The organism is Bradyrhizobium sp. CAR08, from assembly GCF_052871955.1.
The window spans coordinates 95134-119054 of sequence record NZ_JBIXJX010000021.1 but is presented as its reverse complement, the minus strand read 5'-3'; the positions used below and the strand labels follow the sequence as shown (position 1 = coordinate 119054).

The 23921-nt window shown below is 64.1% G+C and carries 23 protein-coding genes, 1 tRNA gene and 1 pseudogene; 13 read left to right on the top strand and 12 right to left on the bottom strand.

Annotation, left to right across the window (positions count from 1 at the left end):
* From ACIPUD_RS33100 to ACIPUD_RS33090, 3 genes and pseudogenes are all read right to left on the bottom strand, one after another.
* Positions 1-305, bottom strand: a 305-nt coding sequence (locus tag ACIPUD_RS33100; protein ID WP_446482300.1) for an Hpt domain-containing protein, incomplete at its 3' end; no start/stop codon positions are given.
* A gap of 504 nt (positions 306-809) precedes the next feature.
* Positions 810-1016: pseudogene (locus tag ACIPUD_RS33095) on the bottom strand (Hpt domain-containing protein); the annotation flags it as partial.
* Positions 1017-1439: 423 nt separating this feature from the next.
* A complete protein-coding gene (locus ACIPUD_RS33090) occupies positions 1440-1922 on the bottom strand; it encodes a response regulator (protein WP_446482302.1) in 483 nt (160 codons plus the stop codon).
* Between the two features lie 393 nt (positions 1923-2315).
* On the opposite strand from ACIPUD_RS33090, the gene ACIPUD_RS33085 reads away from it, so the two are divergent.
* The 3 genes from ACIPUD_RS33085 (at position 2316) to ACIPUD_RS33075 (ending at position 3916) form a co-directional block, all read left to right on the top strand.
* Positions 2316-3014: a Crp/Fnr family transcriptional regulator gene (locus tag ACIPUD_RS33085; protein ID WP_018459877.1), complete on the top strand. Its 699-nt coding sequence runs from the start codon at positions 2316-2318 to the stop codon at positions 3012-3014.
* 153 nt (positions 3015-3167) lie between these two features.
* Positions 3168-3545, top strand: coding sequence for an Hpt domain-containing protein (locus tag ACIPUD_RS33080; RefSeq protein ID WP_018459876.1), 378 nt, complete (start codon positions 3168-3170; stop codon positions 3543-3545).
* 122 nt (positions 3546-3667) lie between these two features.
* A complete protein-coding gene (locus ACIPUD_RS33075) occupies positions 3668-3916 on the top strand; it encodes a hypothetical protein (protein ID WP_018459875.1) in 249 nt (82 codons plus the stop codon).
* Between the two features lie 84 nt (positions 3917-4000).
* Here the strand turns inward: ACIPUD_RS33075 and ACIPUD_RS33070 are convergent, their stop codons facing one another.
* Positions 4001-4624, bottom strand: a complete 624-nt coding sequence (locus ACIPUD_RS33070) for a LuxR C-terminal-related transcriptional regulator (RefSeq protein WP_446482299.1) — start codon at positions 4622-4624, stop codon at positions 4001-4003.
* Between the two features lie 340 nt (positions 4625-4964).
* Between ACIPUD_RS33070 and ACIPUD_RS33065 the strand changes: the two genes are divergently transcribed.
* Complete coding sequence (locus ACIPUD_RS33065) at positions 4965-6128, top strand: hypothetical protein (RefSeq protein ID WP_247473605.1); 1164 nt, start codon at positions 4965-4967, stop codon at positions 6126-6128.
* A 545-nt stretch (positions 6129-6673) separates the two neighbouring features.
* Positions 6674-7882: an EAL domain-containing response regulator gene (locus tag ACIPUD_RS33060; RefSeq protein ID WP_026233896.1), complete on the top strand. Its 1209-nt coding sequence runs from the start codon at positions 6674-6676 to the stop codon at positions 7880-7882.
* Between the two features lie 20 nt (positions 7883-7902).
* On the opposite strand, the gene ACIPUD_RS33055 is transcribed toward ACIPUD_RS33060, so the two are convergent.
* Positions 7903-8757 (bottom strand): NAD(P)H-dependent oxidoreductase, encoded by an 855-nt coding sequence (locus ACIPUD_RS33055; RefSeq protein WP_446482298.1) that lies wholly within the window; start codon positions 8755-8757, stop codon positions 7903-7905.
* A 92-nt stretch (positions 8758-8849) separates the two neighbouring features.
* Between ACIPUD_RS33055 and ACIPUD_RS33050 the strand changes: the two genes are divergently transcribed.
* Positions 8850-9785, top strand: coding sequence for a LysR family transcriptional regulator (locus ACIPUD_RS33050; RefSeq protein ID WP_446482297.1), 936 nt, complete (start codon positions 8850-8852; stop codon positions 9783-9785).
* An 18-nt stretch (positions 9786-9803) separates the two neighbouring features.
* Here ACIPUD_RS33050 and ACIPUD_RS33045 read toward each other — a convergent pair whose 3' ends face one another.
* The 3 genes from ACIPUD_RS33045 to ACIPUD_RS33035 form a co-directional block, all read right to left on the bottom strand.
* Positions 9804-10664: a DMT family transporter gene (locus ACIPUD_RS33045; protein ID WP_026233895.1), complete on the bottom strand. Its 861-nt coding sequence runs from the start codon at positions 10662-10664 to the stop codon at positions 9804-9806.
* A gap of 249 nt (positions 10665-10913) precedes the next feature.
* Entirely contained in the window at positions 10914-11894 is a 981-nt protein-coding gene (locus ACIPUD_RS33040) for a Bug family tripartite tricarboxylate transporter substrate binding protein (protein WP_377828721.1), read from the bottom strand.
* A gap of 100 nt (positions 11895-11994) precedes the next feature.
* Positions 11995-13635, bottom strand: a complete 1641-nt coding sequence (locus tag ACIPUD_RS33035) for an FAD-dependent oxidoreductase (RefSeq protein ID WP_446482296.1) — start codon at positions 13633-13635, stop codon at positions 11995-11997.
* A gap of 113 nt (positions 13636-13748) precedes the next feature.
* Here ACIPUD_RS33035 and ACIPUD_RS33030 point away from each other — a divergent pair, with 113 nt between their 5' ends.
* On the top strand, positions 13749-14660 hold the full coding sequence (locus ACIPUD_RS33030; protein ID WP_018459865.1) for a LysR family transcriptional regulator: 912 nt from the start codon (positions 13749-13751) through the stop codon (positions 14658-14660).
* Positions 14661-14705: 45 nt separating this feature from the next.
* On the opposite strand, the gene ACIPUD_RS33025 is transcribed toward ACIPUD_RS33030, so the two are convergent.
* Both ACIPUD_RS33025 and ACIPUD_RS33020 read right to left on the bottom strand, forming a co-directional pair.
* Positions 14706-14795, bottom strand: a tRNA-Ser gene (locus ACIPUD_RS33025).
* 418 nt (positions 14796-15213) lie between these two features.
* On the bottom strand, positions 15214-16353 hold the full coding sequence (locus tag ACIPUD_RS33020) for an ROK family protein (protein WP_018459864.1): 1140 nt from the start codon (positions 16351-16353) through the stop codon (positions 15214-15216).
* A 333-nt stretch (positions 16354-16686) separates the two neighbouring features.
* On the opposite strand from ACIPUD_RS33020, the gene rplU reads away from it, so the two are divergent.
* The 3 genes from rplU to ACIPUD_RS33005 all read left to right on the top strand — a co-directional run bounded on the left by rplU (position 16687) and on the right by ACIPUD_RS33005 (position 18191).
* Positions 16687-17076, top strand: a complete 390-nt coding sequence (gene rplU / locus ACIPUD_RS33015; protein WP_007598925.1) for a 50S ribosomal protein L21 — start codon at positions 16687-16689, stop codon at positions 17074-17076.
* Positions 17077-17172: 96 nt separating this feature from the next.
* A complete protein-coding gene (gene rpmA / locus ACIPUD_RS33010) occupies positions 17173-17442 on the top strand; it encodes a 50S ribosomal protein L27 (protein WP_018459863.1) in 270 nt (89 codons plus the stop codon).
* A gap of 155 nt (positions 17443-17597) precedes the next feature.
* Positions 17598-18191, top strand: coding sequence for a GNAT family N-acetyltransferase (locus tag ACIPUD_RS33005; protein ID WP_446482295.1), 594 nt, complete (start codon positions 17598-17600; stop codon positions 18189-18191).
* Between the two features lie 68 nt (positions 18192-18259).
* Here the strand turns inward: ACIPUD_RS33005 and ACIPUD_RS33000 are convergent, their stop codons facing one another.
* Positions 18260-19174 (bottom strand): DMT family transporter, encoded by a 915-nt coding sequence (locus ACIPUD_RS33000; RefSeq protein ID WP_275174163.1) that lies wholly within the window; start codon positions 19172-19174, stop codon positions 18260-18262.
* 127 nt (positions 19175-19301) lie between these two features.
* Here ACIPUD_RS33000 and ACIPUD_RS32995 point away from each other — a divergent pair, with 127 nt between their 5' ends.
* From ACIPUD_RS32995 to ACIPUD_RS32985, 3 genes are all read left to right on the top strand, one after another.
* Positions 19302-19784: a MaoC family dehydratase gene (locus ACIPUD_RS32995; RefSeq protein ID WP_085383878.1), complete on the top strand. Its 483-nt coding sequence runs from the start codon at positions 19302-19304 to the stop codon at positions 19782-19784.
* Between the two features lie 84 nt (positions 19785-19868).
* Positions 19869-20909 carry a GTPase ObgE gene (gene obgE / locus ACIPUD_RS32990; RefSeq protein ID WP_446482294.1) on the top strand — a complete coding sequence of 347 codons (1041 nt, stop codon included), beginning with the start codon at positions 19869-19871 and terminating at the stop codon, positions 20907-20909.
* Positions 20910-21040: 131 nt separating this feature from the next.
* Entirely contained in the window at positions 21041-22675 is a 1635-nt protein-coding gene (locus tag ACIPUD_RS32985) for an alkaline phosphatase family protein (protein WP_446482293.1), read from the top strand.
* Positions 22676-22812: 137 nt separating this feature from the next.
* Here ACIPUD_RS32985 and ACIPUD_RS32980 read toward each other — a convergent pair whose 3' ends face one another.
* A complete protein-coding gene (locus ACIPUD_RS32980) occupies positions 22813-23778 on the bottom strand; it encodes a Bug family tripartite tricarboxylate transporter substrate binding protein (protein ID WP_018459857.1) in 966 nt (321 codons plus the stop codon).
* Positions 23779-23921 lie beyond the last annotated feature (143 nt).

The following is a 23921-nucleotide window of genomic DNA, read 5'->3' as shown; positions in this document are numbered from 1 at the left end:
GCCTCCAGCCCGGCCAGAATTTCCTTGATGCGGTCGATCGAGGACAGGATCACCGTCACCGCCTGCCCCGTCACCGGCATGCCGTCACGGAATTTGCCCATCAGCGTCTCGCCGGCATGCGCCAGCGCTTCCAGTCGCGGCAATCCGAGGAAGCCGCACGTGCCCTTGATGGTGTGGACCAGCCGGAAAATGTTATCCAGGATCTTGGCGTTGTTCGGCTCCTGCTCGAACTTCACCAGCTGATTGTCCACGGTGTCCAGGCTCTCGCTGGTTTCCGTCAAAAACTCCCGCAACAGATCATCCATGAGCTACGCCTTACAGACCTGGATCTGGACCTCGACGCCCGAGCCGCGCTGGCATGAACGGAAGCCCCCACCTTGGATCGTTAGACATCCCCTTTCACGGTCCCGTTAATTTCATCCTCCGTGCTAATACGGATATTGAAGACAAGTTTGCCGTTCGACTGCATGCGACAGCGTTTTTCGGCAAGACCGGCCCCACGCCGCAGCGGCGAGACGCGTTAGGTGAACGTGCCGATAACAGCGAGACCCGGCGCGCGGGAAAGCCCTGCTTGTGAAGGAGATATGCGCGGTCTTCGCGCAAATTGTATCGAGCTGCCTGCAGCCCGGGCCGGTCTCGCCACGTCGCCTGGTGCTTTGCCGGGATATGCATCACCCGCATTTGCGGTAAACGAACCGTTACCCGCGTCCGCTGCGGCCGGTGCCGCGCTAACCCAGGCGCGCGGCCGAGGCAAGCTCGCCCTGGGGACGGTGCTCCGCCAGGCAATCGTTGATGGCGGCGAGCAGCGCCATCAGCGTCTCGCCGGCATGCGCCAGCGCTTCCAGTCGCGGCAATCCGAGGAAGCCGCACGTGCCCTTGATGGTGTGGACCAGCCGGAAAATGTTATCCAGGATCTTGGCGTTGTTCGGCTCCTGCTCGAACTTCACCAGCTGATTGTCCACGGTGTCCAGGCTCTCGCTGGTTTCCGTCAAAAACTCCCGCAACAGATCATCCATGAGCTACGCCTTACAGACCTGGATCTGGACCTCGACGCCCGAGCCGCGCTGGCATGAACGGAAGCCCCCACCTTGGATCGTTAGACATCCCCTTTCACGGTCCCGTTAATTTCATCCTCCGTGCTAATACGGATATTGAAGACAAGTTTGCCGTTCGACTGCATGCGACAGCGTTTTTCGGCAAGACCGGCCCCACGCCGCAGCGGCGAGACGCGTTAGGTGAACGTGCCGATAACAGCGAGACCCGGCGCGCGGGAAAGCCCTGCTTGTGAAGGAGATATGCGCGGTCTTCGCGCAAATTGTATCGAGCTGCCTGCAGCCCGGGCCGGTCTCGCCACGTCGCCTGGTGCTTTGCCGGGATATGCATCACCCGCATTTGCGGTAAACGAACCGTTACCCGCGTCCGCTGCGGCCGGTGCCGCGCTAACCCAGGCGCGCGGCCGAGGCAAGCTCGCCCTGGGGACGGTGCTCCGCCAGGCAATCGTTGATGGCGGCGAGCAGCGCGTGCGGCGTGAACGGCTTGCGCAGACAGCGCGCCGCACCGAGCTCCAGCGCCATCCGGAGGAAATTCGGGGCCGGCGAATTCAGATTTGCGAACGCGTAGCCGGACATCGCTATCAGCGGAACGGCCGGCGCCCGCTCGTGAAAGATTCTGACCGATTCGAGCCCGCGCATGTGCGGCATGAAGATATCGATGATCATCAGATCGAACTGTTCGTGTTCGAGCGCACGAAGTCCGGCTTCCCCTCCTTCGGCGATCGTCACCCGAAAATTGCTGCGCGGGAGATAGACCTCGATGGCCATGCAGACCATCGGGTCGTCATCGACGACGAGAATATGGCGCAGATCTTCTGTCCCCGTTTGAGCTTCCCGATTTGGCGATTCAATAATTGAACCGTGGCGCACGCCATGCTCCTTTGCTCGAGAAATGGACTGTTGAGAGCGTCCTTGGCGGAGCCGGAAAGACGATTGACGCGGAATCTGCGGCCACGCGGCGCCAAGGCAACTCCATGACGACGACGCGGCGCGGATGACCTTGAAACGCGCCGGATCAACCATGACCGCGAACAAGCTCCAAACCGATTCTCCAGCCGCACCATCTGGATCTGCTGGTTCCCAGCTCGGTAGGAATTGGGTCAGGGAATCTGTCTTGGCGAGGCCGACGTGCAGCGGCACTGACTGCGATCGGACGTCTTGTCCCAATTGCCAATATATCCCGACGGGAACATGATGGAACGTGGCCGAACGACAAGCAGTTTCCCGTGCTGGTCCGGGAGACGGGAGGCTACTTTGGAAACAATGGTACGTTCCTCCAACGGTTTCCTGTCCGCGCTGTCGGCGGACGATTATGAATTGATCCGCCCCCACCTGCGGACGGGCGATCTGCCGCACGACGCGGTGCTGGTCGCGACCGGCGAAACGCTCAAGCGCGCCTACTTTCCCCATCGCGGCGTCATCTCGCTGGTGGTGGAGCTCGCCAGGGGCGAGCACGTGCAAGTCGCCATGATCGGCCGCGACAGCCTGCTCGGAACGCTCTCTATCATGGGCGATGCCTGCGCGCTGAACACGGCCATCGTGCTGGTTCCAGGCTCCGCCTCGATGATGGACCTCGACCGGCTGCGCGTCGCGGCCGACCAGAGCTGCACCCTGCGGACGCTGCTCACGCGTCACGGACTGGCGGTCTACGCGCAGGTGCAGCAGACCGCGGGCTGCAACGCCGCTCATCCGGTGGAGTCACGGCTGTCGCGCTGCCTGCTCCACACCCATGACCTCTCCGGCGACTACCGGCTGCTGCTGACCCAGGAGGCGATGGCGCAGATGATCGGCGCTCGGCGCAACAGCGTGTCGCTGGTCGCCAACACCTTGCAGCAGGCGAATTTCATTAACTACAGCCGCGGACACATCCAGATCCTTAACCTGGACGGCCTGCGCCAGACGGCGTGCGAATGCTACGCCACCGTGAAGGCGCAGTATGACCGGCTGCTCGGCCCGCGCTGACTGGCGCTGCGGCGTGGTAAACCGGCCGCTAATTCCGGCCCGCAAACACGGAATGTCCTGCTACCGGAACTGAAATCCAGATGCCGTAGACACGGATGTGCCGCGCGCGCCTGTACGGGCCGGCGGCAAACCGTGATCAAGGCAGGCCAAACCATGTTCGAAGTCACCGTCGCGCCTGCGCAAACAGTGCTTGATGCCGAACCCGCGCGCGAGCCGGGCGCGTACCAGGCGCTGGTGCGCGAGATCGGCGAGGATGGTGCTTGCGAAGTGCGCGACGTGTTCTGGAGCGAAACCTGCGCGCGTCTGCAATCGTTCCGCACGCTCTCGCTCGCGCAGCACCACGGCAGGATCGCCCGCGAAGCGCATTCGCTGAAGGGCGCGGCCGGAACGTTCGGCTATGTCAGGCTCGCGGTGCTGGCGCTGCGGCTGGAGAAGACCGCGGAGAGGCTCGGCGACGCCGGATTTTGCGACCTCCTGGACCTGATGGACGCCGCCTACGCTGCCGCGCGCGCGCAGGAGCCGGAGGGCTGACGCGCTCGCTCGAAACGCTCCAACCACTCACGCGTGCATGCCCGCCGTACTTCTACGGCTTGGGATTTTCACAGATGGCTAATCATAGGCAGCGATAGTCGCCGGAAACCAGGAGGGTTTCCATGTTCACCTACGAGACCGCGGACCAGAAAGAAGTTCGCCGCTTCCGCATCGCACAGTTCAACGGCCGGATGGCGACGGTGGCCGCTGGCGAGGCGACGGTGACCGGCTTCGTACGTTCGGTGCTGGAGCAGGAATCGAGCATGCCGCCCCGCTGGACCATCACGATCATTCCCAACGTGCCGAAGGACGAGCTCAAGCCGCTGCGGCCCTCGTCGCGCGCGCGTCCCTTCGCCGAAGATTATTTCTGAGCACGGTCGGAGCCGCGGGTCTTTTTCGAGAAATGCCTCACGCTTGGCCCTCGCCCGCTGCCGGGCGGCCCGACGCAAGGCCCTTCAGTCGATCGAATGCAGCAGCGCCGCACGGACGAGGTCCGCCGTGTTGCGCGCACCGAGCTTCCGCATCGCCTCGGCGCGATGGCTCTCGAAGGTGCGCGGGCTGATCTGCATCCGAAGCGCACCCTGCTTGTTCGAATAACCCTCGCTGATCAGCCTCAGCACCTCGCGCTCGCGCTTGGTCAGCCGCTTCTGGCGTGACAGGCCGAGGATTTCGGCGCTCGGCAGGCGCTGCGGCTGTGGTGCGCGCGCGAGCTTCGATTCGGCGTCCTCGGCCCTGGACGCGATCGGCAGGCCACCCGTGTGAGAACCGGCAAGCTGCTTGACGAGGCCACAAACCCGCTCGGTCTGCACCAGCGCATTCTCCACGACCCGCTGCAAATAGGCACGGTCGCCCGTCACCGGTGCGAGCTGATCGCTGTGACGCTTGATCTCGCCCATGTAGAGCAGGAGCGCCGTGAGGGGACCGTTGAGCTCGCGGGCGATGGCGGCGGCCATTTCGTCGGCCGCCTTGGCACGGGCGGCGTTCAGACGGACGACATCGAGCTCTTCAGTTGGAGCGGCGTTGCCTTCGTACCATTCCGACGGCCGCGAATCAGTGGCCGTATCATTCTGTGACCCCATGTCACTCGTTTAGCGGAACCCAACGCGGTCTGTAGTTAACTTTTTGCTCCGTAGGACTACGGTGAATTTGGCAGTTTTGTGCTGAAACCCCGGCAGAGGCACACTTTATGCTTGAGTGGCAACGTCCCTCAACATTCTTAGGTTGCTGAACCTGCCCACATGATAGGCGGGTCACTCGACGCCTTCTTAACGATCAGATCCGCGCCGATTACCTGCGGCCTTGGATTTTACGGATATATTAACGGCAGCTTGCTTCTCTATGTCGCAATTGAGAGCGCGCAAATGCCTCCATGCATGGGGTCGGTAGGCCTGCTGGAAACGTTGCGGAAGATTGCGTGCCATGAACGAGATCGACCAGCTATCGAACTTCCTGCAGAAGCTGACGCCGCTGTCGCGCAGCTGCCTGCTCAGCGAGCTCGAACGGCTTGAGCTGTGCGGCATCGACATGCCGGGCTCGTCCGACCTGCAGTCCCGGTTGCGCGCCGAATTTCGCAAGGACGGATCGAACCAGGCGCGCGCCACCAGTCCCTCGCGCCATTTCTTTGCGCCGCTCGAGCTGCTTCTGATCGACGGCGCGCCCGAGCATGCCAACATGGGGCGGATCTCGCGCAACACCCTCACCCCGATCTGGGAGTGGATCTGCCGCGACCTGCTGCCGACCATGGCACGCGACTACATCAAGGCGATCAACGACCAGGTCGCCGCCAACAACCAGAAGGAAGTGCTGAAGATCGCATCGACCTTCCAGACCAAGGTCGTCAAGGTTCTCGAAAGCACCCTCGCATCAGCGGAGAGCACCGAGTTCGCGCGCGGCAAGCTCGCGCAATACACGGCATCGCGCACCGCCTTCGAGGACGTGAAGAAGATCCAACATGTGCTGCGCGCCGGCGCCGCGCTGCCGAAGTTCAATGACAGGCTGCCCGAGAAGATCGCGAAGTTCGACGACGGCACGGTTGATCAGATCACCGCCCGATTGGACGCCTTCAAGAAGGCCCATCCCGAGGCGCTGCCGTTCGCGCTGACGCTGGTGGCGAGGCGGCTGAAGACGTTCTGGCAATTGGTGCGCCTTGCCACCAAGGCCGCAGCGAGCAAGAGCGCCGCCGATGTCGCCGCCGCGCCCTATGCCTGCGTCGTTCACATGGTGCTCGACCAGCTCGACGACAGGCGCCTCGCCTTGCGGATCGCGCTCCGGCACAACCGGGTGCTGATTGCGCGCGACCTGCTCGCCGAGATCTACGAGACCGAATATGCGCTCAAGGTGCGGATCGACGGCATCGAGCATTGCGAATGGGGCATTCGGCTCCAGCAATTGATGGACGCGATCGCGGCGCTGGTGTCCGCCGAGGTGAGCCGCTTCCCCTCCAATGTCGGCCACATTCTCGGTTCGCGCCGGCTGCGCAGCCACGACACGCTCGGTGGCAAGCTGTCCTATCTGGCCTGGAAGGGACGCGATGCGATCGAGGACGGCGCGGCCGCGTTGCGCAAGCTGATCGGCCAAACCTGATCCCGCGCTAATGCGCGCGCGGCAGGCACAGGAAACGATCGAGAAATCGCCCTGACAGCACGAACCTGAACCACCAATACATTATTCGCCGCGACGTCATTGCTGCGATCCTCGACAGCCCACCACCGGCTGCCCAGAGCAATAGCGCACGTGCAGCAATCCGCTTGTGATGTGCTTCACATTGGCGCCAGCGCGCACCGACGCATTGTCGCAGAACCGTCACGAGCGAACCGGGAAAAATGCGCGCGTCGCGCGCAATTGAGGCGCTCCATTATTCAATTGGGCGAGGCGCGCGTGGCTTGGTCCAATTGCAGGACAGTGCGCGTACATGCAGCCGCACTGCACGTCGCGAGATCTCCAGTGATTGTCGCAACCCTGCGCCCGGCGCGCGGGTAGACGTAAAAACTTCCCGACCGAGATCCAGACAATTTTAGACGTGATGGGCGCTTTAACGTTACTCAGATAATTCGACAATCGACTGAAGCCTTCCATATTTGAAACTGCTCACGTCGCTAACACACCGGCACGGAACGGGAGTGCTTGCGATGAACGACGAAATTGTAGAACTCGCCGAACGAAGGCCGAAAACCTTCGGACGGCGAAAGGTGAAGCCGCGCGCCTGCGTGGCCGACGGCAAGCGCCATCTTCGCGCGTTTCTCGCGGAAGTGCTGGAGGATCTCGGCTTCGTCACCACCGAATGCGCCAGTGCCGAGGAGCTGCAGAGCGTGCTGACAAGCGAATTGCCCGACCTGATCCTGCTCGGCATCGCCGCCGACGGCATCGAGCCCGGCAAATTTTTGGAGACGCTGGTGCGCGAGGCCTTCGACGGCAGGGTTCTGACTGTGGGCGCCCGCGAGTCGATCATCGTCAGGGCCGTGCAGCAGGTCGGCGAGGAATACGGCCTCAAGATGCTGCCGCCGCTGACGACGCCGTTTGCCGCGGAGACGCTGCGCGACCGTGTCGCGATGCTGTTGCCCGAGGAGCCGGCGCCGAGCCCCGCCGTGCACGTCGGCGAGGCCCTGCACGCCGGCTGGCTCGAGCTCTGGTACCAACCCAAGATCGACGCGCGCACGCTGATTCGCAATAGCGCCGAGGCGCTGGTGCGGATGCGGCATCCGACCTGGGGCGTGGTGCCGCCCGCCTATTTCATCCCCGAAGAGCACGACCCGAATATGCGCGACCTCTCCGAATTCGTGATCGAGCGCGCCATGCAGGACTGGCACTATCTACTGGAGCAGCAGAGCCCGGTCGATCTCGCGATCAATTTGCCGGCGTCCTATCTGAAGGAGCCGCAAGCCGTGCGTGATCTCTGCCGGCGCATGCCGACGCATCCGGCGTTCGGCGGGCTGACGATCGAAATCGACAGCGAGGAGGCGATCCGCGATCTCGATCTCCTGGCCGAGGTCGCCCGCGAACTGCGTCTGCACAATATCGGCCTGTCGGTCGACAATCTCGGCGCCAACTGGCCGTCGCTGATGGACCTTGGAAAAATTCCCTTCATCAAGCTGAAGGCCGACCGGCACTTCGTCACCGGCAGCGGCACTGATCGCCTCAAGCGCACGGTGTGCCGCCACATCGTCGAGCTTTCGCATGGCTATGGCGTGCGCGCCATCGCCGAGGGCGTCGAGAGCCGCGCCGACCTCGTCGCCGCCAACGAGCTCGGCTTCGACCTCGTGCAGGGTTTTCTGTTCGGCAAGCCGATGCCGCTGAAGAAGTTTGCGCGGAGCACGCTGACGCGGACGGTGATGGGGTGATTCCTTGCGCGAGCGGCGGATTACGCTGTTGCCGCGCACCCCTCAGCCGTCGAGTGCACGGAGCTCGTTTCACCCATTGGGCTGCGTGCCTCGACCTGTTCGACGTGAAGCGCGAAGCCGGTCGCGCCGGAATGCCCAAGTCCTGCGCGGAGCCGCATGCTCGGAATCAGGTAATCGCCGCCATTCTGGCGCCGGTAGGGAATCGGGGATGTCGTCGCAAGCGTTCGCATCCTCTCGCGCAAACGTTCGGCAGTCGCCTGGAAACCCGCTTCGTCCAGTTTGTCGGCCTTGTAGACGGCGAACGGCGGAAGCACGTCATAGCCGGGATAATAGAGGATGCCGTGATTGATCGGGAACAGCAGGTCGTCGATCGGCCCGTTGATCCCGCGCGCCGAATAATGCTCCTGCCAGCCGCCGGCGGTCACGATCAGCATCGCGCGTTTGCCCGCCAGCCTGCCTTCGCCGTAACGGTCGCCCCACCGCTTGTCGCTGTGCTCGCCGACGCCATAGGCGAAACCGTAGGCGAACACGCGGTCGACCCAGCCCTTGAGGATGGCCGGCATGCTGAACCACCACAGCGGGAATTGCAGGATCAGAACGTCCGCCCACAGCAGCTTCTCGATCTCGGCCTTGACGTCCGCCGTGAGTGTGCCCGACTCGAACGCCTGCTTGGAGGCGGCGGCCGGCGCCAGCCGCGCGTCCGGCGGCAGCAGCGGAAAATCGGCGCGGCCGATTTCGGATGTCCATCCCTCGGCGTAAAGGTCTGACACCCGCACCTCGTGTCCCTCAGCCTCGAGTTCTCTGACGGCGACATCGCGGAGCGAGCTATTGAGGGAACGCGGCTCGGGGTGAGCGAAGACGATCAACACTTTCATGATCAGCACCTTGGTTGACGATTGCGAGCAGCAGGTAGCGCCTCCGACTGCAATCCGGTAGTTGTCGCCGATGGATAGGATCATGCCGAAATATGGATAAATCGGACGTGACGCTCGAACGCATGCGCAGCTTCGTGCGGGTCGCCGAGCGCGGAAGCCTGTCCGCGGTCGCGCGCGAGCTTGGTCTCGGCCAGTCGACAGTGACGCGACATCTTCGGGAACTGGAGCAGGCCGTCGGCGTGCCGCTGCTCACGCGGACGACGCGCAGCGTGACGATGACGGAGGAGGGGCGCCGCTATTACGCCGACTGCGTGCAGATCCTGCGCCTGGTCGAACTCGCCGGCGACGAGGCGCGCAGCACACGCGGCGCGCCTGCCGGAACGGTACGCGTCTCCTGCACCGCGGCTTTCGGCGTGCTCCACGTCAGTCGTTTGCTGTTCGCGTTCCAGGACCGCTATCCGGACGTGGCGGTGGATCTCAGCCTGACCGACGAGCGGATCGACCTTGTGCGGGAAGGTGTCGATATCGCCCTGCGCCTGGGGCCACTCCCCGACAGCTCGATGAAGCTCAGGCTGCTTGGTCAGTCGCGGCGGGTGCTTGTGGCCGCACCGGACTATCTGGCGTCGCGCGGCAGGCCCGCGCGCCCGCAAGACCTCGCCAGCCACGAGGGTGTCAGGATGTCGAACATCGCCGGCAGCGACGTGCTCGTGCTGCACGGGCGCCGCGGCGGCCGTCATGTGGTCCCCTTCGCAGGGCGGCTGCGGGTGGATCACGGGCTTGCCGCACGCGAGGCGCTCGCGGCCGGTCGTGGCATTGCGCCGGCGCATCTTTGGCTCGTCGACGACCTGCTTGCCTCCGGCCAACTCGAGCGCGTGCTTGAAGACTACGCGCCGCCGTCCGTTCCGCTCAACATGCTGATCGTCCCGGAGCGGTCCGGCATCGCGCGGGTCCGGCTGCTGGTCGATTTTCTCGCCAAGGGAATCGCGCAGCTGCCGGGGATTGAAAAACCGCAACCGGGCAAGAGGTAAGGCCGCATCAATCCGGCCTCAGGCAAACCGCCGTGCGAAGAAGACGCAGGCGACCACCAGCGCGGTCGCGACGATCATGCTCCAGGCCACAGGTTCGTGCAGGAGCAGGCCTGCAAGCGCAAGGCCGAAGAACGGCTGGAGCTGCTGCAACTGGCCGACGCGGGCGATGCCGCCGATCGCAAGCCCGCGGTACCAGAAGATGAAACCGACGAACATGCTGAAGACCGAGACGTAGGCGAGTCCGATCCAGGCGGGCACACCGACGCCGCTCCATGTCGACGGCCAGGTTAGAATCGCGACCGGCACCATCAGCGGCAGCGACAGCAGCAGCGCCCAGGAGATCACCTGCCAGCCGCCGAGCCGGCGCGACAGCGCGGCGCCTTCGGCATAGCCGAGCCCGCACAGCACGATCGCCGCGACCATCAGCAGATCGCCGGTCAGCGATGCGGTGCCGTCGTTGGAGAGCGCAAAGCCGGCGACAGTGGCGCTGCCCAGAATTGCAAAGAGCCAGAACATCGGCTGCGGCCGCTCGCCGCCGCGCAGCACGCCGAAGATCGCGGTCGACAGCGGCAAGAGGCCAATGAAGACGATCGAATGCGCCGAGGTGATGTGCTGCAGCGCAAGCGCCGTCAGCAAGGGAAAGCCGACCACGACGCCGATGGCGACGATCGCGAGCGAGACGAGATCCTTGCGCTGCGGCCGCGCCTGACGGAGCAGGCCGAGCACGGCCACACCGATCAGCGCCGCGATGACCGCGCGCGCCGAGGTCAGGAACAGCGCGGAAAACCCGCCGACCGCCACGCGGGTCGCCGGCAGCGATGCGCTGAAGATGATGACGCCAAGAAGCCCGTTGCCCAAGCCGCTGCCGGAAGAGTGCATGCCCATCTCGCCTTGTCGGTGGTGATCCGAACTGGCGAGGCCAGCCGGTGTCGCGACGATTACCTGTAAGCCTCCCAAGGCCCAACAACAAAAAGCGCGAAAACAACCCCATGCACAGTAGCCGGGAGCTGCAAGATCAATGACTTACGCCGGGGCGGAATCGTGTTTCTAGACCGCGATCGTGATGCGGCGGGCGCTGAAGGCGAGCCGGGGATGATTGCCGACGAGCAGCAGGGCTGCGTGGGACACTTAATTCGCCTTGATGCCCGCTTCACTGATCAGCTTGCCCCATTTCGAGCTTTCGCTTTGGATGAAGCGGCTGAACTCCTCCGGCGAGGTCGGTGCAGGCTCTGCGCCAAGCGTCCGGATCTTCTCGACCACCGATGGATCCTTCAGGGCCTTTCCGAAGGCTTCGTTCAACCGGCCGACGATATCGGCTGGCGTGCCGGCCGGAGCAACCAGCCCGAACCAGCCAACGGATTCGAAACCCGCAATACCGCTCTCGGCGAGTGTCGGCACATCAGGCAAGGACGACAGACGCTGCGCAGACGACACACCGATGGCGTTGAGCTTACCTTCGAGGATCAGTTGCCTCGATGCGGGGATATCCAGTACCGCGAAGGGGACATGGCCTGCGAGAACATCGACCGTCGCCGGCGCGGTCCCGCGATAGGGGACCAGCTCCATGGCGATCCCGGTCTTCTGCGTGAACAGTGCCGCGGTCAAGTGCATGGCGGTCGAATTGCCGCCATGCCCGATCGACAACGCGCCCGGCTTGGCCTTGGCGAGCGCGATCGATTCCGCGACCGTATGCGCCGGCACGTTCGCTGACGCAACCAGCACGAAGGGAATTTTCGCGAGCAGGGTGATCGGCGCAAGATCCTTCGGATCGAACGGCATCGACGAATTGAGATGCGGATTGACCGTCAGGCTGCCTGCCGGCGCAATGCCGAGCGTATAGCCGTCAGGCTTGGCCTGCGCGACCGCGGCCATGCCGATGTTGCCTCCAGCACCCGCGCGGTTCTCGATCACGAGACCCTGTTTGAGCTCGGCAGTGACCAGCGGTTCGAGCGCGCGGATGACGGTATCGGCGCTGCCGCCGGGCGGAAAGGTCACGATGATCTTGATCAATTGCTCGGGATAGACCGCTCGGACCGCCTCCAGCGGCAGCACGGCGAAACTCGCGGCCGTCAGCACGGCCAAAATGCGGCGGCTTGCAACGTGAAACACGTTTCCCTCCTGGTGCGAGTCTTTTTTTGTTTTGTGAACCACGACTTTGTAAATCACCTGCCGGCGGACTTCGCCGCGAGACCGTCCGCTTCAAACCGCCTTACGCCCAAGCGCCGGTGATGCGCGTCAGCAAGCCTTGTGGGTCCGCTGGCGCGGCCTGCCCGCGCCAGGCGATGTGCTGATCGGGCCGCGCCAGCACCAGCTTCTCGGCATACGCGCCGTTCGCTTCGTCCGGCGCAATGTCGAGCAGCGCGAGCGGAATGCCGCGCTGCTCTGCGGCAGACTTCAATGGCGCTACATCGATCGCCGGATCGAACCGCAGCAAAGTGTAGCCGACGCCGAAGGCATCGTAGAGCGATCGCCCGTCCCGCAGAAACAGGTGCGGCGCGCGAGCGCCCGGCACGGTGGAGGGGGTGAAGCTGCCCATCGCGTAAGCGGGCGGCGTCTCGCCGTCATAGGCGATGATCGGCGAGGCATCGTAATAGTAGCCGAAGTTCAATCCGGCACAGCAATATTGCTGCACGTTGAGATCGTAGGCCGCCCTGGCCAGCGCTGCGCGCGCGGCGTGGCCGCGCGGCGTGTCGTCCTCGATCTCCGCGGAGACTCCACCACGCTGCGCCATCATCTTCATCGCATGGTCCATGGCAAAGCGCGACACCTGTTCGGTGATGGGCTGACGCTCCGCCTCGTAGGCATCCAGGATCGAAGCCGGCGCCCACCCGTTCAGATGCGCCGCCACCTGCCAGCACAGGTCGACGGCGTCCGCAATCCCCGCATTCATGCCGTAGCCCGCATACGGCATCCACAGATGCGCGGCGTCGCCGCAGATGAAGACTCTGCGTTCGCGGAAGCGATCGGCGACAAGCCGGCGGCCGACCCAGTCCTCCTTGCTGAGGACGCGGTATTCGAAGCGCTCGTCGACGCCGAGAATGGCGCGGATCGCCCAGTCCCGATCGACCGAATCAAATTCGGGCTCGTCTGGCTTCAGGTGATTATGGATCAGCCAGCGGTCCTGACCGTCGATCGCCACCGTCGTGCCTGAGCGTCGCGGGTTGAGCGAGAGCACCATCCAGGCCGGCTTGTGCGCGCCCATCAGCTCCTTGAGCTGCGGCGCTTCGATGAAGGTCGATTGCACGCGCTGGATCACCGGCGTGCCGGACAGGTTGGCGCCGATCGATCTGCGAACCAGGGAACGGCTGCCATCGCAACCGATCACAAAGGAAGCCTCGATGCGGAGCGAGCTTCCGCTGTCGAGGTCGCGCGCCAATGCGACCACATGGTCGTCATTCTGCTCGATGTCCGTGATTTCCGTGCGCGCCAGAATGGTGATGCGCGACTGAGCGGCGGCATGGCTGAACAGGATCGGCTCGAGATAGACTTGGTTGATCCGGTGCGGCGGCTCCGGCGTCGGCCACCAGGTGTCGGGGCCGCCGGTGGCGCTGTAGCGGCGTGCGCGCGAGGGAATGTCGATGCGGCACAGCTCGATGCCGGTCGCCGTGGTCCGGTAGGAGCAGTCGTTCGGGAAATCTGCGGGCAGGCCTGCGTCGCGCAGCTTTGCGGCGACGCCGAGCCGGCGGAAGATCTCCATCGAACGCGCCGAGACGTGATTGCATTTGACGCTGGGCGGATCGCCGGCATGGCGGATCTCCGCGACCACGACGTCGATCCCACGGGAAGCCAGATCCATCGCCGCGGTCAATCCGACGGGCCCGGCGCCCACCACCAGCACCTGTGTCCTCATGTTCGTTTCCAATCCCTTGGCGATCGCCGCTTCACCGACCACGGCATGCATTTTATTGCATGCTCGCTTATGTGATAAGCCGGAAAGAACTCATCAATTCATGAGCTTTGCCTATGAACGTCACCTTACGGCAATTGCAGGCCTTCACCGGCGTGTACCGTACGCGCAGCATCACGCGGGCTGCGCGCGAGCTGGGGATCACGCAATCGGCGGCGAGCCTGTTGATCCAACAGCTCGAAGCGCAGCTCGGCGTCAAACTGTTCGATCGCTCCACTCGTTCGGTGCAGCCGACGCGGGCCGCTGACGAGGCAGTTCATGCCGCCGAACGGATGCTGGGCGATGCGCTGGGCCTGTCGCGGCGCATGCGTGACCTCGCGCAGGCGCGCGCCGGCCGAGTCGCGTTTCTCGCCTCAGCCGGTACCGCATCGGCACTGCTGCCCTCGGTGCTGGCAAAATTCCGGGCAGGCTATCCCGACATCGAAATCGACATGCGCGACGTCGCCGCCGACGATCTCGTTCCACGTCTGATCGCGACGGATGCGGAGTTCGCGATCGGCAGCGTCGAGGGAGAATTCGCGGAGCTGACGATCGAGACGCTGACCCGCGGCCGCCTGAGCGCCATCGGCCGGCGCACCCCCGACTTCGCGGCACGGCGCTCACTGACATGGGACGAATTGGATCAGATGCCGACGATCGCGATGCGGCGCGAGACGCGGATACGCATGCAGATCGATCAGGCGCTGGGGAGCCAGGGCAAGCACCTCAACCCGACCTATGAAGTGACGCTGATCAACACCGCGCTCGCCATGACGGCGCAGGGCCTCGGCCTTGCTATCCTTCCTGCGACGATGCTGCCGGCCGATCAATTTCCAACTCTGATCGCAAAGCCGCTGATACGCCCTGCCATCACCCGCCCGGTGTCGCTGCTGCAGCGCCAGGGTCGGACGCTGTCGCCGGCCGCGCAGGCGTTCGTGGCGACGGCGCGGACGGTGCTGGCGGAGCGAGAGCCGGCAAGATCAGACTGATCTGCCGAGCTTTCTGGAAAGCCGTTTTATTGTGGCGGATGATGTTGGCGGAGAGGGAGGGATTCGAACCCCCGATAGGCTTGCACCTATGCCGCATTTCGAGTGCGGTGCATTCGACCACTCTGCCACCTCTCCTGAAGGCGCCAAGTAAGGAGCATGGCCCCTGTGGTTCGGGCGTTAATAGGCGAGGATGGCGGGCCAGACAAGGCTTGCGAGGGCGAAAATCGGGCCGGTTTTCCGGCTGGACCCACGAGTCACGGTGATGATCGGGGGCGATCGCGGATTTCGGCGGCGGTTTGCGCGGGAATGGGCCTGAGCCGTTCGCCACTGACCCGGCGCGAGCCCGATGCGGCACGTCGGTGCCGAATCACTGGTACCCGCAAAAGGCGGGGTGGGACCGCCAGACGCGGTAAACACTGGCGGTCCCGGTGCCGCTCATTGAAATACTGGCTGGGAAGGGCGGCTTCGCCGGCCAGGTGAGGCGACGGTTTCGACCGTAGCGTGCGGGCGGTGCACCGCAACGCAATCCGGTCCTTAACCTAACCAGTCAAGGTTACTCCTTGTCGGACTTGGCCTTTTTCTTCCCGTTCTCCGTAGAATCGCGGTCTTTGTCTTTGTCCTTGCCGTTGTCCTTGCGGCGGTTGGTGAAGCGGGCATTGCCGAGGCCGGTGCCGATGGTGAGCACGCCCCAGCGATCGACGTCCTGCATGAACGGCACCTCGGAGAGGCCCTGAACCACGCCGTCATTGTGCATCAGGATCGCGGTGTCGTGCTCGCCGATCTGCGGAATGCCCTCGAGCAGGCTCGCCGGCAGGTTGAACTTGCTGCTCTCCCAATTGCCCGGCAGGTTCTGTGCGCCTTTCTCGATGGAGCCGTCCGCGTTGATCACGCCGGGACAGGCGATGCCGATGAACGGCGCCAGCTTGTAGCCTTCCTTCTCGGCCTCGGTGATCAGCCCCTTCAGCATCTTCGTCAGCCGCTTCACCGCGCCTTCGCGCGTCGGCTCGTCGTCGGCATGACGCCACAGCTCGGACTTCACGACCTTGGCTTTCGACAGGTCTTTTGCCTTTTTCCAGCTGGTCTCAACCAGGCCGCAGCGGATGTTGGTGCCGCCGATATCGACGGCGAGGATGCTGTCATGGGCCTCGAAGATCCACGACGGCGCCAAATGCAGCGCGCCGATCAGGCCGGCCTCGTCGGGATGATGGCGGATCGGCAGCATGTCGATCTTGAAGCCCTCGGCGATGAGGATAATCTCGGTGCGCGCGATCGCGAGCTCGCCGAGCCGGGAATCGCGAAAACCGCCGCCGACCACGATGCGCTCGGTCTTGGCCCAGGCCTTGGACTTGAGGAAGCGGCGGGTGACGTAAGCGAGCTCCTGGGCGAAGTCCTCGATGGCGCTATGCACCACCGCCCAGGCCTCGGTGTCATCGCCGACCAGGATGGCGTCCAGCGTCTTCTTGCTGATCTCGTCCGACGGCTCCTTGCCGAACGGGTCCTCGCCGGACTTGCGCAGCGGCTTGCGCCAGCGCTCGAGGATCTCCCTGAACGCGCCCTTGCTGGCGCGGTCGCCGATGAAGCCGTCCTCGTCCTTCATCTCGATGTTGAAGCTGTCGATATCCACCGACGGCAGCCGCTCGGCGCCGTGATGGGCGATGCCCGTCGTCGTCTTGACCAGCTCGTCTGTTGCCATGGTAAGCCCCTTGCCCGTGTGACCGAATTCGCCGGGACAACGGCGGGGGAACCTGTTGGTTGCGGCGCGGTTCGAAATTCGCCTGCGGGCCGGATCGGGCCCAAATGCTTCAAATCCGGGCCGTTTTCGCCGGCTTTTCCTTGACTCCGGGGGATCAGCGGCTATAAATCCCGCAACCGGCGCGGGGCGTTTCTCGCGCCGCTTGTTTTTGCGTGGGTTTTCAAAGGGATAACTCCCGCCCGCACAAAACTCGCATAAACCCATAACGACTGACAAAAAGCCGGCCCCGACAATATGTCGCGAGGCCGGGAATGAACACGAAGGAAAACAACGATGTTCGCAGTCATCAAAACCGGCGGCCGGCAGTACCGCGTCGTTCCGGATGATGTCCTGGAAGTAGGCAAGATCGAAGGCGAAGTCGGCTCGATCGTGCAGCTCAATGAAGTTCTCCTGGTCGGCGGCGACACGCCGATCCTGGGTCTGCCCACGGTCGCGGGCGCCTCCGTCGCGGTCGAGGTGCTCGACCACAAGCGCGGTCCCAAGGTCATCGCTTTCAAGAAGCGCCGCCGCAAGAACTCGCGCCGCAAGCGCGGCTATCGCGACGAGATCACGGTGCTGCGCATCTCGGAGATCCTGACGGACGGCGCCAAGCCCACCAAGGGGCCGCGTCCGAAGCGGGAGAAGGTCGTCAAGGAAACGACCACCGAAGAGGCCGCCGCATAATTGATCACGCGCCATCACGAATTGATGCGTGAGAAATTGTGAAATGATTCCGTCAAGGAATTGATCTAGAAATACTCAGGATTTCGGAGACGAGCCATGGCTCACAAAAAAGCAGGCGGTTCATCGCGCAACGGTCGCGATTCCAAGGGCAAGCGCCTCGGTATCAAGGCGTTCGGCGGGGAAGTTGTGATTCCCGGCAACATCATTGCGCGTCAGCGCGGCACCACCTGGCATCCCGGCCTTAATGTCGGCATGGGCACGGACCACACCTTGTTCGCCAAGATCGAGGGTCGCGTAACGTTCCAGGCCAAAGCCAACGGCCGCACCTTCATCTCGGTGCTCCCGCTCGCAGAGGCGGCTGAATAGACGGTGGATCAAATTTGGAGTCCGCCGGGTCCCAGACCGAACCGGCGGAGTCCTTGAGATCACAGAGATCGAAGGCTCCAGGGGAGGCGGGAAACCGGCCTCCCCTTTCGTTTGCGTGCTCACTTTTCACTTTAGTGACTTCGACGGAGCCGGACATGTTGCAGGACTTTTCGAGCGTGACCTTGCGGGAGGCGAGACCCAGCGTCGTCGCCACCGAGCGGCTGACCTTGCGGCGGCCGACCCTCGCCGACGTCAGGACCATCGCCCTCCTCGCCAACGACCGTCGCGTCGCCGAAAACACCAGGCGCCTCCCGCATCCCTATTCGCAGGACGACGCCATCGCCTTCATCCGCGCCAGCGCCCTGCCCGGCGGCGAGACCGTGTTCCTGATCGAGCATGACAGCGGCCCCATCGGCATGGTCGGCATCGACTGCTCCACGCCCCAGAATGCCGAGCTCGGCTATTGGCTCGGCGTCGAGCATTGGGGCCGGGGCTTTGCCACCGAGGCCGCGCGCGGCGCGATCGACTTCTTCTTCGAGGAGTTCGAGGACGATCATCTCTATGCAGGCGCGCGCGTCACCAACCCGGCCTCGCGCAACGTGCTGGAGAAGTGCGGCTTCCAGTGGAGCGGCGTCCAGCTGCATCGCTTCCTGTCGCTGGGCTCGTCCACGCCCGTCGACTGCTTCCGTCTCTCGCGCGGCGTGTGGGCGTCGCTGAAGAGCTGGAGCAGTGCGCGAAGGGTGAGGTAGAGGCGGAGGCGGCTCAAACTGTCGTCCTGGTGAAAGCCAGGACGACGCTCGAATTTATTCCGCTGTAATCACGCTGGCGGATTCACATCCGCGTCCCCGCGCCCCAGATCGCGCTCACGCAAATAAATATAGAATCCGGCGCCGATGATGATGGCGGCGCCGACGATGGTGGCGATTTCGGGCACGTCGCCGAACACGACGAAGCCGAAGATCACGGCCCAGACGATCATCGAATATTGATAGGGCACGACGACGCTGGCCGGCGCGAGCTTGAGCGATCGGTTGACGCAGAACAGCGCCGTGACCGAGACGCATCCCGCCAGCGCGAAGATCACGAGGCTGCCCGATGTCGGCGGCACCCAGTGGAACGCCGACAGCACCGCGCCCAGCAAGAACGTGCCGACGAATTGCGACGACGCCATCACGATATCGGGCGTCTTGCGCAGGCTGCGCGTGATCAACATCAGCGTTGCGAAAGAAAGACTGCCGCCAAGCGCGATCAGCGCCGGCAGGCTCACCGTCTGTGCCGAGGGCCGCAGCGCGATCAGGACGCCGCAGAAGCCGATCAGGATCGCCGTCCAGCGCCGCCAGCCGACCTTCTCGCCGAGAAAGATCGCCGACATCGCGGTGACGAAAATGGGCCCGGCGAGATAATAGGTGATGACGTCGGCGAGCGGCAGGTAGACCGTCGCAAGGAAGAAGGCCGCCACTTCCAGCGTCGACAGCACGACGCGAAAGAGCTGGAGACCCGGCCGCTCCAGATGCAGGAACTGGTGACGCTGCCGCCAGACCAACGGCGACAGCAGCAGCAGCGCCGCGCAGGCGCGCAGGAACAGCAGCTGCCCCACCGAATAAGTCCCGACCAGGAACTTGCCCATGGCATCGCCAAACGAGAACATGAAGATCGACAGCACCATGAGCGCAATCCCGGCAAGGCGCGCCGAGCGTTCGTCATAGGCCGAGAGATTCTTGAACAGGGGCATTGAGCGCCGTTGTAATGACGCAGGCCGTCACGACAAGCCCGCGTTGGACGAATTGAACGGATTGTCGCACTCTCCGCGTCGCGGTAGCGACAGGTGTCTCACAAGAGAGCCAGGAAAGAGCTTAGCTATGACCGACTTCGACCCGGCCCGCCATCGCATGATCCCCGCGCAACGCTGGTTTGAGGATTTCGTGGTCGGCGAGCGTTTCGTGCTGCCGAGCCGCACGCAGACGACGGCGGTGTTCGCGGCGTTCCAGACCGCGAGCGGCGATACGCACCCGGTGCATTACGACGTGGAGTATTGCCGCAGCCGCGGCATGCCGCATCTGCTCGCCCACGGTTTCCAGACGCTGATCCACACCGCGCCCGGCGCCGGCCTGTTTCCGTTCATGGTCGAGGACTCCCTGGTCGGCTTCCTCGAGCAATCCAGCCGGTTCCTCAAACCTGTCTTCGCCGACGACACAATCTATCCCGCGCTCGAGGTCACCGAGCTGGTGCCGGGACGCTCGACCGGCGCGGTGACGCTCAAAAGCACCGTGTTCAACCAGCGCAAGGAGCTGGTGCTGGAGGGCACGCAGAAATTCCTGATCCGGCGCCGGCCAGCTGGTTAAGCAAGGCCACAAATCGCCGGGTTTCGGCCGATTTGCGGGTCCATCCGGGTTGCCGCGCGGGACCGGCTGGCCTACCTATGGCCCATGAAATTCCTAGACGAAGCAAAGGTCTATATCCGCTCCGGCGACGGCGGAAACGGCTGCGTGGCGTTCCGCCGCGAAAAATTCATTGAATTCGGCGGCCCCTCCGGCGGCAATGGTGGCCGCGGCGGCAATGTCATCATCGAGGTCGCCGACGGGCTGAACACGCTGATCGACTATCGCTACCAGCAGCACTTCAAGGCCCAGAAGGGCGAGAACGGCTCGGGCTCGGACCGCCACGGCGCCAATGGCAAGTCGATCGTGCTGAAGGTCCCCATCGGCACGCAGATCTTCGATGAAGATCGCGAGACCATGATCCACGATTTCACCACTGTCGGCGAAAAGTTCGTGCTGGCCGAGGGCGGCAATGGCGGCTTCGGCAACGCCCATTTCAAGACCTCGACCAATCGCGCGCCGCGCAATGCCAATCCGGGCCAGCCCGGCGAGGAGCGCTGGATCTGGCTGCGGCTGAAGCTGATCGCGGATGCCGGCCTCGTCGGCCTGCCCAATGCCGGCAAATCGACCTTCCTCGCCAAGGTCAGCGCGGCCAAGCCGAAGATCGCCGACTATCCCTTCACCACGCTGCATCCGCAGCTCGGCGTCGTGAATGCCGACGGCCGCGAATTCGTGCTGGCGGACATTCCGGGCCTGATCGAAGGCGCGCATGAAGGCGTCGGTCTCGGCGACCGCTTCCTCGCCCATGTCGAGCGCTGCCGCGTGCTGCTGCATCTCATCGATGCGACCTGCGAGCACGCCGGCAAGGCCTACAAGACGGTGCGAACGGAGCTGGACGCCTATGCCGGGCAGCTCACCGACAAGATCGAGATCGTCGCGCTGAACAAGATCGACGCGGTCGAGCCGGAAGAGTTGAAGAAGCAGAAGGAGCGGCTGAAGCGCGCCGCCAAGAAGACGCCGCTGCTGCTCTCCGCCGTCACCGGCGACGGCGTGCAGGAAGCGCTGCGCGCCCTGGCGGACGTGATCGGCGAGAGCCCGGTGTCTGCGAAAGCGAAGAGCGCGGCCGAAGCGGAGCCGTGGTCGGTTTGATTTTTCGTCGTCCCGGCGAAGGCCGGGACGACGCTGGAATGTACGGCCGCAGACGCGTGCATCGCTGATAGCTTGTCTTCGCGCCCTCGATAGCGCAGCATCCCACAATCAAGAAACGGCAGGGATCACGCATGGCGCGCGCGAAGAACGTTCTCTGGATCATGTGCGACCAGCTTCGCTATGACTATCTCGGCTGCACCGGCCATCCCACGCTGAAGACACCGAACATCGACGCCATGGCGAAGCGCGGCGTGCTCTTCAGCAAGGCCTATGTGCAGTCGCCGATCTGCGGCCCCTCGCGGATGTCGTTCTACACCGGGCGCTACATGCGCTCGCACGGCTCGCACTGGAACGGCTGGCCGTTGCGGGTCGGCGAGCCCACCCTCGGCGATCACCTCAAGAAGCTCGGCGTGCGCAACGTGCTGGTCGGCAAGACCCACATGGCGCCCGATCTCGAAGGCATGAAGGCGCTCGGCATCCCGCCGGAATCGATGATCGGCGTGCACGTCGCCGAATGCGGGTTCGAGCCCTATGAGCGTGACGACGGCCTGCATCCCACCGGGCGGCCGCGTCCGAAATACGACGAATATCTGCGCCAGCAGGGTTTTGATGCGCCCAATCCCTGGGAGCATTGGGCCAATTCAGGCGCGGCCGAGGACGGCTCGCTCCAGAACGGCTGGCTGCTCGTGCATGCCGACAAGGCCGCGCGCGTGCCGGACGAGCATTCCGAGACGCCCTACATGACGCGACGCGCCATGGATTTCATCGGCGAGGCCGAGACCGACGGCAGGCCGTGGTGCCTGCATCTGTCCTACATCAAGCCGCACTGGCCCTACATCGCGCCCGAACCCTACGCCAGCATGTATTCGACATCGGACATGATCCCGGTGATCCGCTCCGAGCGCGAGCGGCAGAGCCCGCATCCGGTGTTCGGCGCCTATATGGACATGCGCTACTCCCGCAACATGGCGCGCGACGATGCCCGCGAGAAGGTGATCCCGACCTATATGGGCCTGATCACCCAGATCGACGACCAGATGGGCGTGCTGATGAAGTTCCTGGAGGAGCGCGACCTGCTGGACACCACCATGATCGTGTTCACCTCCGATCACGGCGACTATCTCGGCGATCACTGGATGGGCGAGAAGGATCTGTTCCACGAGCAGTCGGCGAAGATCCCGCTCATCATCATCGATCCCTCGAAGGAGGCGGATGCGACGCGTGGCACGCGCAACGATGCGCTGGTCGAAGCCATCGATCTCGCGCCGACCTTCGTCGACTATTTCGGCGGCAAGGTGCCGGGCCATATCCTCGAGGGACGCTCGCTGCTGCCGCTGCTGCGCGGCGAGAGTCCGCCGGATTGGCGCAAGGTGGCGTTCTCCGAATACGACTATGTCATGCAGGACGTGCGGCTGAAGCTGAATCAGCCGATCGAACGCTGTCGCCTGTTCATGGTGTTCGACGGCCGCTGGAAATACATCCACGCCTCAGGCTTCCGCCCGATGCTGTACGACCTCGAAACCGATCCGGAAGAGTTTCTGGATCGCGGCGACGATCCCGAGTGCGCCGGCGTCATCGCTCGACTGCAGGCCGAGCTGTTCGACTGGGCGCTGCATCCCAACGACCACATCACGACGCCGCGCGAGAAGGTCGCCGCCTATGCCGACAACCAGCTCCAGGTGAAGGGCGGGATTTTGATCGGTGTTTGGGACGAAGCGGAGCTGGCGTCGATCAAGGACGGGATCGCGCAGCGCGCGAAGCTGTGAGTGAGCGGAAAGAGCCTCTCTCAGCTCGTCATGCCGGGGCTTGACCCGGGCATCCACGTCTTGCGTTAGGTGGCGGTGCACGTGGATGGCCGGGACAAGCCCGGCCATGACGGCGGAGAGCGGAGCGCAAACAGAAACTAATTCTCGATCTTGTACCCCGTCGCCTTCACGACCGGCTGCCAGAACGCGGTGTTGGCGGCGAGCTCCTTGGTCAGACCTTCCGCGCTGCTGCCCACCGGGATCAGACCGATCGCGGTGAGCTTCTCCTTCACCTCGGGCTTGGCGAGCGCGGCGCTTGCGGCCGCGCCGAGCTTGCTTGCGAATTCCGGCGAGCTGCCGGCGGGAAGCCACATGCCGTACCAGGCGTCGGCGACGAGATCGATGCCGCTCTCTTTCAAGGTCGGCACCTCTGAGGCAAAGGGCGAACGTTCCGCGCTGCTCACCGCGATGATCTTCACGCCCTTGGCGCGATGCTGCGCAAGCGCGTCGGCCAGCGTGGTGATCCCGAACGGAACATGGCCGCCGACGAGGTCGTTGAGGATAGCTGCGCTGCCGCGATAGGGCACGCGGCTCAAGGGAATGCCGAGGTCCTTCTCCAGCTTCGAGCCCATGAAATGCGGAATGGTGCCGCTGCTGGGTACGCCGAACGAGGTCCTGTCCGGATGTGCCTTCAGCCAGGCCGCGAACGACTTGAAATCCACAGCGTCGACCGCCGGGCTGATCACCAGCGCAAATTCAAAGCGCGCCAGCAGCGAGACCGGGACGAAATCCTTTGCAGCATCGAAGCTCGGAATCGTCTCGACCATCGGCAGCAGGTACATCGTGGGTCCGGTCGTCACCAGCACCATGCTGCCGTCGGGGCTTCCCCCCTTCACCGCCTTGATGCCGATCAGGCCGTCACCGCCGGTGCGGTTCTCGACCACGATGGTCCGCTGCAGTGCCGGCGCCATCTCCTGCGCGATCAGCCGGCACAGCGTGTCGCCGCCCGCGCCGGCCGCGAACGGGAAGATGATCTTGGTGAGCCCAGCCTGTGCGCGCGTCGCTCCCACCTGCGCCAGCAGCGGCAGGCTCAGACACCGGACCATGAATTTGCGGCGATCCATGGGTTTCCTCCACCGTTATGGTTGGCAGCATGAGAGCCGGACGGCCGCCCGGGGCAACCCGGCGTTCATCCTTTAGCATGCCGGCGCCTTGCGCGGGCCATCGTCCTGCTGCAAAAGCAGGGCCTCATCGGCGCCGCTCTCGC

Excerpts from the sequence above, each read along its gene's own strand:
- ACIPUD_RS33085 (WP_018459877.1), top strand. The coding sequence starts at position 2,316 with ATGGTACGTTCCTCCAACGGTTTCCTGTCCGCGCTGTCGGCGGACGAT.
- ACIPUD_RS33080 (WP_018459876.1), top strand. The coding sequence starts at position 3,168 with ATGTTCGAAGTCACCGTCGCGCCTGCGCAAACAGTGCTTGATGCCGAA.
- ACIPUD_RS33075 (WP_018459875.1), top strand. The coding sequence starts at position 3,668 with ATGTTCACCTACGAGACCGCGGACCAGAAAGAAGTTCGCCGCTTCCGC.
- ACIPUD_RS33070 (WP_446482299.1), bottom strand. The coding sequence starts at position 4,624 with ATGGGGTCACAGAATGATACGGCCACTGATTCGCGGCCGTCGGAATGG.
- ACIPUD_RS33065 (WP_247473605.1), top strand. The coding sequence starts at position 4,965 with ATGAACGAGATCGACCAGCTATCGAACTTCCTGCAGAAGCTGACGCCG.
- ACIPUD_RS33060 (WP_026233896.1), top strand. The coding sequence starts at position 6,674 with ATGAACGACGAAATTGTAGAACTCGCCGAACGAAGGCCGAAAACCTTC.
- ACIPUD_RS33055 (WP_446482298.1), bottom strand. The coding sequence starts at position 8,757 with ATGAAAGTGTTGATCGTCTTCGCTCACCCCGAGCCGCGTTCCCTCAAT.
- ACIPUD_RS33050 (WP_446482297.1), top strand. The coding sequence starts at position 8,850 with ATGGATAAATCGGACGTGACGCTCGAACGCATGCGCAGCTTCGTGCGG.
- ACIPUD_RS33045 (WP_026233895.1), bottom strand. The coding sequence starts at position 10,664 with ATGCACTCTTCCGGCAGCGGCTTGGGCAACGGGCTTCTTGGCGTCATC.
- ACIPUD_RS33035 (WP_446482296.1), bottom strand. The coding sequence starts at position 13,635 with ATGAGGACACAGGTGCTGGTGGTGGGCGCCGGGCCCGTCGGATTGACC.
- ACIPUD_RS33030 (WP_018459865.1), top strand. The coding sequence starts at position 13,749 with ATGAACGTCACCTTACGGCAATTGCAGGCCTTCACCGGCGTGTACCGT.
- ACIPUD_RS33020 (WP_018459864.1), bottom strand. The coding sequence starts at position 16,353 with ATGGCAACAGACGAGCTGGTCAAGACGACGACGGGCATCGCCCATCAC.
- rplU (WP_007598925.1), top strand. The coding sequence starts at position 16,687 with ATGTTCGCAGTCATCAAAACCGGCGGCCGGCAGTACCGCGTCGTTCCG.
- rpmA (WP_018459863.1), top strand. The coding sequence starts at position 17,173 with ATGGCTCACAAAAAAGCAGGCGGTTCATCGCGCAACGGTCGCGATTCC.
- ACIPUD_RS33005 (WP_446482295.1), top strand. The coding sequence starts at position 17,598 with ATGTTGCAGGACTTTTCGAGCGTGACCTTGCGGGAGGCGAGACCCAGC.
- ACIPUD_RS33000 (WP_275174163.1), bottom strand. The coding sequence starts at position 19,174 with ATGCCCCTGTTCAAGAATCTCTCGGCCTATGACGAACGCTCGGCGCGC.
- ACIPUD_RS32995 (WP_085383878.1), top strand. The coding sequence starts at position 19,302 with ATGACCGACTTCGACCCGGCCCGCCATCGCATGATCCCCGCGCAACGC.
- obgE (WP_446482294.1), top strand. The coding sequence starts at position 19,869 with ATGAAATTCCTAGACGAAGCAAAGGTCTATATCCGCTCCGGCGACGGC.
- ACIPUD_RS32985 (WP_446482293.1), top strand. The coding sequence starts at position 21,041 with ATGGCGCGCGCGAAGAACGTTCTCTGGATCATGTGCGACCAGCTTCGC.
- ACIPUD_RS32980 (WP_018459857.1), bottom strand. The coding sequence starts at position 23,778 with ATGGATCGCCGCAAATTCATGGTCCGGTGTCTGAGCCTGCCGCTGCTG.